This window comes from Christiangramia fulva (genome assembly GCF_003024155.1).
GTDB lineage: Bacteria > Bacteroidota > Bacteroidia > Flavobacteriales > Flavobacteriaceae > Christiangramia > Christiangramia fulva.
Map to the genome: position 1 here is coordinate 3,381,595 of NZ_CP028136.1, position 12,089 is coordinate 3,393,683.

General features: G+C 36.1%; 6 protein-coding genes. 2 read left to right on the forward strand and 4 right to left on the reverse strand.

What is annotated here, in order from left to right:
• Window positions 1-2: 2 nt before the first annotated feature.
• The 4 genes from C7S20_RS15110 to C7S20_RS15125 form a co-directional block, all read right to left on the reverse strand.
• Entirely contained in the window at window positions 3-3,626 is a 3,624-nt protein-coding gene (locus C7S20_RS15110; RefSeq protein ID WP_107013257.1) for a YobI family P-loop NTPase, read from the reverse strand.
• Window positions 3,619-4,836, reverse strand: coding sequence for a restriction endonuclease subunit S (locus tag C7S20_RS15115; RefSeq protein ID WP_107013258.1), 1,218 nt, complete (start codon window positions 4,834-4,836; stop codon window positions 3,619-3,621). The genes C7S20_RS15110 and C7S20_RS15115 overlap by 8 nt, the downstream gene beginning before the upstream one ends.
• Window positions 4,820-6,385, reverse strand: coding sequence for a type I restriction-modification system subunit M (locus tag C7S20_RS15120; RefSeq protein ID WP_107013259.1), 1,566 nt, complete (start codon window positions 6,383-6,385; stop codon window positions 4,820-4,822). Before C7S20_RS15120 ends, C7S20_RS15115 begins: the two co-directional genes overlap by 17 nt.
• Before the next feature lie 315 nt (window positions 6,386-6,700).
• On the reverse strand, window positions 6,701-6,961 hold the full coding sequence (locus C7S20_RS15125) for a helix-turn-helix domain-containing protein (RefSeq protein WP_107013260.1): 261 nt from the start codon (window positions 6,959-6,961) through the stop codon (window positions 6,701-6,703).
• Window positions 6,962-7,669: 708 nt separating this feature from the next.
• On the opposite strand from C7S20_RS15125, the gene C7S20_RS15130 reads away from it, so the two are divergent.
• Together C7S20_RS15130 and C7S20_RS15135 are read left to right on the forward strand one after the other, a co-directional pair.
• Complete coding sequence (locus C7S20_RS15130; RefSeq protein ID WP_107013261.1) at window positions 7,670-10,669, forward strand: SusC/RagA family TonB-linked outer membrane protein; 3,000 nt, start codon at window positions 7,670-7,672, stop codon at window positions 10,667-10,669.
• An 11-nt stretch (window positions 10,670-10,680) separates the two neighbouring features.
• The gene (locus C7S20_RS15135) at window positions 10,681-12,084 is read left to right on the forward strand and encodes a RagB/SusD family nutrient uptake outer membrane protein (protein WP_107013262.1); all 1,404 of its coding nucleotides are present in this window, start codon (window positions 10,681-10,683) and stop codon (window positions 12,082-12,084) included.
• Window positions 12,085-12,089 lie beyond the last annotated feature (5 nt).

The following is a 12,089-nucleotide window of genomic DNA, read 5'->3' on the forward strand; positions in this document are numbered from 1 at the left end:
TTTTATTTTCTAAATGTTGTAACTTGAATATGGTCTTTTTTTTCTTTGATTTTAGATATTTTGCCTTCTTGTTTTAAATACTGAAAAAAACTGAGTAGAAGGGCAGTGTTTTTAAAGTATGGCATAGGACCTTTTTCATTTAATTGCTTATAATCTCCCCCTAAAGAACTTAAAAAGGATGTTATAAATTCTTTATCAAAGGGAGTAAGATTGTTCATGAAAAGCTCAATTTTCTCATTAGTCTTTAATGCAGATTTTATTAGAATTGAAGAAATATTTGAATCAGACAATTTTAGTTCTTTGTGTTTTAAGGCCATTTTTCCTATTAAAGAAAGTGCCTTCTGATCCGAAATAGCGTTATCGGCTTCGAATTTTTCTATTAATTTTATTTTATGAGAATCAGTTAACATAGAATTTCCCAGGATTTCCGCCAAATCTGATTCTGATAGAACTATTTCTGAATATATTTTAAAGAACTCTGAAATATTCAGGATAATAAAAATGAGATGTATGGGAGAAAAACTTGATCTTAGTTTGTTATAATTTTCTTGATTAAATGATAATTTTAGCTCATTTACTAATGCTTCTACTTTTTTAAACGATAAGCTTTCAAAGCTTAACTCTTTAAATGCTAGTGGTACTGTTTTTAGATAAGAAATATATAATTCATCGAGAATCTTATTGTTTAACAAGAAATCACGTCTGAAACTTAAAAGTTCCTTATCTGTTGGAATAGAGTCTTTTACTAGGTTTTTAGTAATTTTTGGATTATTTAGGAAACCAGTAAGTGTTTCCGAAAATTTATTTTCATTTTCTTGATACTTAAAGATTACATTTTTCCATGTTGGTTCTATCTTTAAATTCTCAATTAAAAAATCACTCAACTCCTTAGAATCTTCTAATTCAGAAAGGGAAGGCAATAAAGTTTCAGTTTGAGTTATTATACTTTCTTTACTTGTCTTTTTGATGTTTGAATTGTTTAGTAACTTTAGTAGATAGGCCTGTTTTTCTTTGAAGTTATCTTTGAGCTTTAAATAAACCGCATTTATGTACTCCTCTATATTCTTTTCTACATATTCAATTAATCTATCACAACCAGACAATTTAATGGCTGCATAATTACTGTGATTAAAATCCTCCTCTCTATATTCACCAAATTCCTTGATCATTATCCTTAACATAGGAGGATTGATTTCATAGTTATTCATAGAATATATGTATTCCCTTATTTCCTTACGGGATTCATCCCATTTTAAGGAGTTGAATTTGAGGTCAAACTCATCTATGATTTCAATTTGTCTCTTCGAATCACTAACTATTGATAAAAAATCCGATTTTGCATTTAGTACAGCTTCTAGTTGGGAGGTCGAAGCAATGTTTTCAATATCTTCAATTTCAGCATTGTTTAGAATAAGGGAGAGATAATTTGATTTTTCACCGTCCGTAAGCGAGCTATCTTCTTCGATAAATTTCCAAATACCTATCCAACTTTTGCATAAAGTTTTTATGAGTACCCCCGAATTTTTATCCTCTTTGATATAAGAGTAAATAAATTTGACAGAATCATTTGATTCGTTTGACAGCTGCTTAAAAAATAATTCCTTTTTCAAGGGAAATTTTTTACTCTTTAAAAACTGGTCTAGAAGACTATAATTTAAAACAGATCTCCTTTCAAATTCTGATTCACTTATTTTTTTAATAACATTCTCTACTTCATCCAGTTTATAATCAAATTTACTATCCATTTCATTCCTTACATTCATCAAAAACCAGTGATCTCTTTCAGTAATACTTCCCGGATAGAAATAGGAAATATAATTAAGATAATCTTCAGCTATATAGCCATTACGAACTAATAGAATTATCAGCTGTTCCTGTTTGGAAGGTTGTGAAGACAAAGAAATTTTTTTGTTCTTTAAAAGATATTTTATCTTGGCATTTTTAATTCTTCTATTTTCTTCCTCATTCTGCTTTAACCTAACTCTAATATCTTTAACCCTCCCGGCATTTTTGTTTTCAATTTCAGTTTTTCTATCCGAGTAAGACTTATCCGGATCAAGACGTGATTCTACATCAGAAAATTTAAAATTGAATTCTCTATTATATTGATTTTCTCTATAGCTTATAGATCCATTTTTTAAATTCTCAAAATTTTCATCTTCTAACATTTGTTCCACGGAGTAATTTTTATTCGCAATACGGAAATGTGAAAGGTTGTTAGCATTTTTCATATATTCCATAAGGTAAATGCGCCTCAATTCCTCCAAATTTTTAGGTAGAACCCTTTCTAAATTGTCTAACTCCATTTTTAATCTAGAATTCTCTTCTTCAATTTTCCGACTAGCATCATTTATCCAACTCAACTTATTCTCTACAAGGTTTTTATAAAGAATACCTTGATTTTTACCTAGCATAACAAAATCTTCGGGATAAATATTCTTATAAACGATTATTGCAAAAAGTTTATTCTGATATTTTTCACCTTTAAATTTTTGAAAATAAATATGGAATTCGTTTACAATATTGTAAAGAAGCCGCATATCATCTACATAAAATGCGACCTGATCTATCAATTCTGTGGATAAAGAATACTCAAATTTTTCTAATGCCCGAGTTAATTGTTCATTGGAATTAGAGTAGTTGATAACTGGTATAACGGGAATTATAAAGTCGAAAAATTTAGTCCGGTCTTTGTCCTTAAACATTTCATCGCGTATAGCATAAATAAAAGTTACGGTACGATTAATCGATTTTGAATTATTTATTAGAAGATTTATTTCTCGAAGTTTTGTGAAAATTTCTGTTTGCTCAAAACGGTCCAGATCCTCAATAATTACAACATTATATTCTGTTACTTCAAAAAAATATAAAATTTCATCCAGATGATTGTTGAGGATAGATTTGTCTATTTTATCAGCCACCTGGATTTCAAGATTCTGGAAATTTAATTTACTAATCGTGAGTTTTTGAGAAAATCCTACCACAGCACGTAGGAAGTAAAATGAAAGAACTAAACCTCCAATAGCCAACAAACCCTGTATAGTATATGCGAACCATATTTTTGGTTCTGGCAAATTAATTAGGGTTCTAAGGAAATGGAAATTAAAAAAAGTGTACAATACAGAGATAAGTCCGAATAATAACCAGGTTGTTTCCTGAACTTCCTGGGGATTCAAACTTCTTATTTTCTTGAACCTGGAATCGGGTATATTATCGTATTCTTCATGATAAAAGATTTGTTGAAGAATGCTTAATTCTACTAATCGAAGCTGATCATTTTTTGAAAGTTTGTCACTATTTATATTTTCACTTCTTAAATGTGCATATCTATCAGTGTCATTCTTTTTCTCTTCTTTAAAAGTTGCCAATGAAATATTTAAAAATTTTAAATTTTCATTTTTATTGGTTTCCTGAAAAGTTTTTAAAATGCTGCTTTTGCCGGAACCATAGGTTCCAGATAGCGCGATATTTTTAATGTCTTTTTCTTTCCGATTAGACAGAGCCCACTCTAAAGAATCACAGTAGAATTTATGCTTTTCAGGATCACTAACAGGAGAAAGAGAGTTAAAAGGGATATTTTGTTTCTGATCCTTATTCTCCGGATTCATTTGTAAATTTTTACTCATAGGCAAAAGATGTTTTTTCTTGTTCTACCCTTGCCATTTTGGAAAGTAGAAGATTTTGAATTTCAATTAAATAATTATTTTGTTTTGCTTTATTTTCAACTAATGACATAATTGAGTTAATAAATTGATCAAACAATTCAACTAATTCAGCCGAAGGTACTATTGAAGGAAAGTTTAGTAATGTCTGTCCATCGAGATTGGGAAAAGTAGATCCGGTTGTATATGACAATAGCTCTTCTAGACTATATTTATATAATTCATCAACAAATCTTTGTGATTGAATCCCTCTGAAGCTACAAACTCCACGACCTAAACAATAGATCCCATCACTTTTAACAAATCTACCTACTGTACTTCCTCTGACGCATATAATCAATTCTCCCTTCTCACAAATTTTAGTTGGTGCCGTAGTCCATTTACTTTTTTCTGTAAAAAAATCACCGAATTCTACAGGACCATTAATTAAGGGAGTTCCATAACCATTTTGATTATATGTATTTCCTTTTGGAGATTGTCCCATCTTCACCTTTACATGGTCTTGAAAAGTTCCATTTGACCACCCCTCAGGAATCTCTTTATCCAGCTCCTCATTATAAACCATTTTTCCGCCGGAAGATTTATAAGGCTTTCCTTCTTCATTTGGAAATTCAAAATCCAAAAACCAATATTTATATAAAGCCTGTGCTGTCTCTTCTAGTTTTTGGTTGAGTTGCTTATTTAACTCAATACGGTTTTTTATCACATTGTATTCCCTTACAATTTCCCGCTGTATCTCTATGGAAGGAACGGGGAGTTCAATACTGCAAAAGGCATCCCAGGCTAAACCTCCCCTAACGTCAGCATCCGTATAGAACCAGGCATTTCTATCAAATTCAGCACGACTAAACCACATCATCAAATATTCAGGTAATAATATAGAAGTATCCTTTATTTCAAAGACATCATATGCAGGTGATATTATAAAAGGTTCTTCATTTTCTGAAAGTGCAATTGGTATTCTATAATCCCTGCCAACGTGCATTCGGTTACAGGCAAATTGCCCAGGTCTTACAATTAAATATCTTGATAGATTAGTGCCTACTACATTGGCTACTGAAGGCATAAAAAACTTATCTATATTAATACCTAAAAGTTCAGAATATCTATCTTCTGAATTTCGGACTTTTAGTTTTTGTATGTAATCTCCAATAGGTTTATAGTTTGATTGCATACCCAAGCTCTTTAAAAACCTCTAATAATTCCTTTTTGGATTGCTCTTCTTCTTTTAGCAAATCTGTCAGTTCAGTTTGTAAACCTGCCATTTTGGAGTCAAAATCGATGTTTTCATCGCGGTTTACAAATTCAATATATTTGCTGGGCACCAGTGAGAAATCTTTCTTTTTAATATCTGTTTTGGTAGCACTGTAGCAGTATTCCGGGATATCTTTATAATCGGTGTTTTCCTGTTGCCAATCGTGGTAGGTTTTGGCAATATCCTGTATATGCTTTGGACTAAACTGAGTGAATTTCTTTTCAAATGGTTCTCCAATCTGCCGCAAATCCATAAACAACACTTCTTCCTGCCGGTCCCGGTAATGCCTTTCTTCATCGCCAATAGAACGGGAATGTGCGGTTTTATTCCTGTTAAGGATCCAAACGGTTACACTTATATTAGTCGTATAGAACATATTTTGTGGTAGGATCACTATGGCTTCAACCAGGTTGTTCTCCACCAACTTTCTCCTAATTTTATATTCTTCACCACCACCGGAAAGGGCACCATTGGCCAGAATAAATCCGGCAACGCCATCATCTGAAAGTTTGGAAATCATATTTAGGATCCAAGCGTAGTTTGCGTTACTTTTTGGAGGTACCTCATAACCCTGCCAGCGTGGATCATCAATTAATTCCTGCGGCCCACGCCAGTCCTTTTGATTAAAGGGTGGGTTAGCCATAATATAATCTGCTTTCAGATCTTTATGCTGATCATTGCTAAAGGTATCGGCCGCTTTTTCACCCAGATTAGCAGATATTCCCCGAATGGCAAGGTTCATTTTTGCCAGTTTGTAAGTAGTATTGGTGTACTCCTGTCCGTAAATTGAAATTTCCCGTTTGCTCCCGTGGTGGCTTTCAATAAACTTGATAGACTGCACGAACATTCCACCAGAACCACAGGCCGGATCATAAATAATCCCTTTATAGGGCTCGATCATTTCAGCAATAAGGTTTACAATACTTTTTGGTGTATAAAACTCTCCCTTTCCTTTCCCTTCCGCCAAAGCGAATTTAGATAAGAAGTATTCATACACACGCCCCACAACATCCTGGGATTTGTCTTTTTGGGTATCTATTTTATTTATGGTATCCAGCAAGGAAGCCAACTTACTTTTATCCAGTCCTAAGCGGGAAAAATAATTATCCGGCAATGCACCTTTTAGAGAGGGATTATTCTTTTCGATCTGGTTTAAGGCGGTATCAATCTTTAGTGCAATATCGTCTTGCTTCGCATTTTTAATGAGATAGTTCCACCGTGATGTTTCTGCTAAGAAGAAGACGTTCTTCATATTGTAGAAGTCTTTCATCTCAAGGTACTTTTCTTTCCCTTCGGCAATTAGCTCCTCACGGCGCACTTCAAATTTATCACTGGCAAATTTCAGGAAGATAAGTCCCAGTACTACGTGTTTATATTCAGAAGGTTCAATGGAGCCACGTAATTTATTCGCAGCATCCCACAGGCTTTCTTCAATAGATTTTTCTTTGGTAGTTTTCTTTTTGGCCATTATTCAGATTCGGGTATGTAGTAAATAATTATGCTTCCGAGGTAGGGTGGGGAAGCCGTGGCAATTTAGCAAAAATCTTTCTAATGTTAAAGGATTCTAAAGATGAGAAAATGAGTATTTGAATTGCCAAATATTGTTTGTTCGACACACGATTGATAGGTTAAAGTAGTAAGGACATCGACTTGTAAACTTAACTGTTTTCTTTCCGGGGTTCCAAAAATTAAATTTTTTATCAATACATTATTTGCGATCACAAGTCTTATATACGCAATTTATTGGTTATTTTCCACTCCGATTTAGCGGGATAAACGCAAATTAATCGTAGTCAAATAACTCTGTAACAGAAACCTCTAAAACTATTGCCAAGGCAATTAATGTTTCAAAAGTAGGATTTGCCTCCCCCCTCTCTATTTCACCTATAGTTTTTTTAGATAAAAGGCCCCTTCGATCACTCAGCTCTTGCTGTGAAATATTTCTATTTGGATATTCAAGACTAACAATTCTTTCTCTTAATGACCTTATATGCTTGCCAAATCTTATTTTATGTTCACTGAATTTTAAGGTATTCTCAATCATACTATAAAATTCTAGGTTAAAAACAAAAATTATGGTAACCTATAAGGTACCATAAAATAATTTTTATTATATTTGATTCATTATAATATATTTGCGAAACTTCTTTAAGTAAAATATTAGAAGCATTCGCTTTGAATCTCGAATCGAAAACTGGTAATTTTTAGTACACGAGATGATAGGTGAAGTGCTCACGACCCGGGCGTGGGCTCACTTATTGTGTACAAGGTATACCAGTACCGCGATTCGATAAGTTGAGCTTTCACGCCTTTTTTGTATTTAGGTGTTTCCTGCTCTACTTATTTTTAAAGCATTTGTTTCTTCACTAAAAAGACGTCGCTACAATTAACCCTACATTTTAAACAAAGGTCAAAGCGGCCGGCATTCCCTACGGAGTGTTTTTATAAAGCTTGTTTACGGGAACGAGGTAAATTCCGCTAATAATCCCGTGGGATACTGTAAACAGTTTATTGTATTACAGTAGTTGGGTGGGCAAAAGCCAATTCTCATGTAGAGATGGCTTTGGGAACGGTGATTTTTTGCTCCAATTTAATAGTTTGTTTAGCCAATAAAAAAATGCTTATGGAAAAAAGAAAAGTGAACACTCGTTTTGACGGGTAAAAGCAAAAAAGCCTTCCCTTGAGATTGCAGTCGTACAGGGAAGGCCTAAGCTTTAATAAAACAAATGTTTCATTTAACTAATGTAAAATTATGAAAAATTTTTACAAGCGGGGCATGCTTATCATCATGTTCCTCTTAGCCATGGCCTTATTGGTCATGTTAGCGATGGGTCAAGCCAAAGCGGCAACACCCTCCTCCTCCACTCTTCTATTTTACCAGCAGGACATAAGTGGTACCGTTACGAATACTAATGGTGAACCTCTATTGGGAGTTACAGTTCAAATTAAAAATAAAAATCAAGGAGTAAATACAAATTTGGATGGAGATTATTCTATCTATGCCTCTCCCGGGGACACACTTATTTTTTCATCTATTGGATACAAAACCCGCGAGGTATCGGTAAATAGTCAAACTACTATTTCTATATCCTTACAGAAGGATGTAGCTTCACTCAATGAGGTACAGATTAATGCTGGCTATTATAATACAACTCGAAGAGAAAGTACAGGGAATATTTCAAGGGTAACCGCAGAGGAAATAGAGAACCAGCCGCTGGTAAGTCCGCTACAGGCTTTACAAGGAAGAATGGCTGGGGTAGAAATAACAACAAATGCTTCCTCTCCAGGGGCTGCATCTAACATACGTATAAGGGGTGTTAATAGCTTACGTGAAGAAGGAAATTTTCCATTATATATAATTGATGGTGTTCCTGTTAACTCCATCCCATTGGAAAGTACCAGTCTTCTGGGTAATGTAGGCATCGATCCTTTAAACAACCTGGATATTAATAATATTGAGAGCATAGAGGTTCTAAAGGATGCCGATGCCACCGCGATCTATGGTTCCCGGGGGGCTAATGGCGTCGTTTTGATTACTACCAAAAAAGGACGGATGTTAGGAACGGGACTGGAAGTCGGATTCTATTACGGGGCCGCCACAGTACCAAATCGCCTGGATTTATTAAATACTCAAGAATATCTCGATGTAAGACGTAGAGCTCTTCAAAATGATGGCGTAGAACCAACTGAAAGAAATGCTTATGATCTATTGGTTTGGGACCAGGATCGATATACCGACTGGCAAGAGTTCCTATTTGGTGGAACTGCTGAAACGGCTAATGCGAATATCGCCTTTACTGGAGGAAGTGAGCGGACATCCTTTCGATTAGGAGGATCCTACTTTACACAGGGAACCATCTACCCTGGAGATTATGATTACAGAAAGGTAACCGGAAATTTAAATCTGAACCATACCTCTAAGGATAACAGGTTTCAATTAAATCTTGCGGTTAACTATGGTGTGGACAGAAATAACCTGGTCGGCAATGTGGATTTCAATGCCAGCACCATATATCTTGCTCCTAATGCACCAAAAATCTTTAATGAGGATGGTAGTCTGAATTGGGAAGACTGGGGAGGAGCGGGATTAAAAAACCCATTGCAGGGGTATTTTAATAACACCTCCACAAACTCCGACAATTTGATTTCAAATATTGGTCTGTCCTATGAAATTGTAACCGGACTACGGTTAAAAACTAGTATGGGATACACCTATTATAATTCCAGTGAATTACGTGAACAACCCAGACGCTCCTACGATCCTTCTGAATCCATAACTAATAAAGCCAATCATTTAAAAGCTGATAGACGGTCCTGGATCGTGGAACCACAAATTCTATACAATCAGGCTTTCGGCAAATTAAATCTGGAAGCATTAGCAGGTGCAACCTTTCAGGAAAATAATAGCATTCGTGAAAGTTTCCTGAGTGATGGATACGCCTCTGAATCACTTATAGGAAATATCGGTGCTGCGGAGAAGATCATCAATGCTAAGCGTGATAATACGGATTATCGATATGCAGCCATATTTTCACGGTTAGGATTTAACTGGGATAGAAAATATTATCTGAATCTTACGGGTAGAAGGGACGGTTCGTCAAGGTTCGGTCCGAACAATCGTTTCGCTAATTTCGGGGCTATTGGTACTGCATGGATATTTTCAGAGGAACCATTCATTAAAAACAATCTTCCATTTCTGTCTTTTGGAAAACTACGAGGTAGTTATGGTACTACCGGTAATGATCAAATTGGAGATTATGGATATCTGGACGCCTATGAGGCTACCAGGGGCCCGGGCGGACTCTATCCAACAGGCCTGGCAAACCCTGACTATTCCTGGGAAATCAATAAGAAGTTAGAGGCAGGTATGGAATTAGGCTTTTTGCAGGATCGTTTTCGGCTAAGTCTAAGTAGGTATCTGAACCGCTCCTCCAATCAATTGGTAGGCTATCCCCTGCCCTACTTAACCGGTTTTACCACCGTCCAGGCCAATTTACCTGCAACCGTCGAAAATTCAGGTTGGGAGATCACGTTTAATAGCATAAACGTTGACAATGATAAATTTAAATGGGATACTTCCTTTAATCTGAGTTTCCCGGAAAATGAACTGGTAAGCTATCCGGATATTGAGCAATCATCTTATGCAAATACCTACAGGGTAGGACATCCGTTGAACATCTCATTATTATATGAATATACGGGTCTGGACCCTGAAACCCGTTTCTATACCATCCGTGACGTAAACGAGGATGGCCGATTTGATTACCAGGATAGGATAGTCATTCAGGACAGAAATCGAAAATTCTTTGGAGGCCTTAATAACAACCTTACCTATAAATCTATTTCTCTTCAATTTCTTTGGGAATTTGTAAAACAGGATGGGTTTTCTAGCGGTTTTTCGGCAGGTAATATTGGTAATTCTAGTGATGTGATTCTAAGCTCATTAGATGGTGTAGGGCCTTATCAGCAACTCTCACAGTCGGTAGCGGCCAGCAGAGCTTATAATTATGTACTTAGTACCACCTTCCCTATGCATGACGCCTCCTATTTAAGGCTGAAGACATTGTCTCTGGCGTACCAGCTTCCTTTAAAGTTTACAAATTCCATAGGTGCAAAAAATTGGAAGCTGTATGTGAGGGGGCAGAACTTACTCACCCTTACCGATTATGAAGGACTGGATCCGGAAAATCCTTATTCAGTCGCTATCGGTAACCTGAGAACTCTAACAGGTGGGATGCACATTAACTTTTAAATACAATCAAGATGAAATTCAATTATAAAATATCATATAACATATGGCTAATTCTTCCATTACTTTTCTTCTCCTGTGAAGATTTTGTGGAAGTAGACGCACCTGATAACAAATTGGTGAGCGATGTAGTATTTAGTAATGATGCTACCGCGGAAAGTGCCATGACCGGAATTTATAATCAGTTATTTTTGACGGATTTTGCAAACGGGCAAAGAACAAGCGTAACATTCCTTTCCGGTTTATCAGCTGATACTTTCCAGAATATCTCTAGTTCAAATATAACCCGGATGGAATTCGAGCAGCACGAAATAACTGCTGATAATCCCGGGAACCTCGATATCTGGGCCAGTGCCTACAACTTAATTTATCTGACGAATTCTTTATTAGAAGGGCTGAATAATTCAGAACAGATCAGTTCCGATTTAAAAACACAGCTTGAAGGTGAGGCACGATTCATAAGGGCATTTTCGTATTTCTACCTGGTGAATCTGTACGGGGATGTACCTCTAATCATTTCAACCAATTATCATGAAAATCAATTAGCCACAAGGACATCTACTGCAGGAGTCTACGAGCAAATTATAAGTGACCTCGAAATAGCTGTGGATTCACTGGGTTCCGAATACAAAAATGGTGAAAGAACTACTGTAAACAAATTTGCAGCGGCATCGCTATTGGCACGGGTGTACTTATATCTGGAAGACTGGGAGGCGGCCGAAAGACTGAGTAGTGAGGTAATTGACCAAAATGGAACCTATGAGATCTTACAGGATTTTGACCAGGTATTCCTGGCAAACAGTAAAGAAGCTATTTGGCAAATCTCTCCTCTGGGAGGAGGTGGCCAGATCACCAATACCAATGAAGGAAGCCTTTTTATCATAGATCCCATCTTTTCCTTTTTTGCAGTAATTAAAATGGAGGAAGATTTCGTGGAGCAATTTGACCAGGAAGATCAAAGACTATCAAACTGGATAGGATTCAACGAAGAATTGGATGCCTATTTTCCATTTAAATATAAGGTCTGGAGTAGTAATGAGTTTCCGATAATCGAATACTCCATGGTTTTAAGATTAGCAGAACAGTATTTGATTCGCTCAGAGGCAAGGGCCAAACAGGGAGATCTAGCCGGTGCTATTGAGGACCTGGATGTTATAAGAATGAGAGCAGGACTCGCATCTGTTGAGGAGAATGATCCGGGAATTGGTCAGGATGCATTACTGGATTTGATAATGGCGGAACGGCAGAAAGAGTTATTTGCCGAATGGAGTCATCGCTGGCTGGATTTAAAAAGAACCGATAGAGCAAATGAAGCCCTTGGAAGCAATCCTCTCTGGGAACCAACCGATATGTTGTACCCAATACCCTCCCAGGAAAGGGAGAAAAACCCTAACCTAAGTCAAAATCCTGGTTATTAATAAAA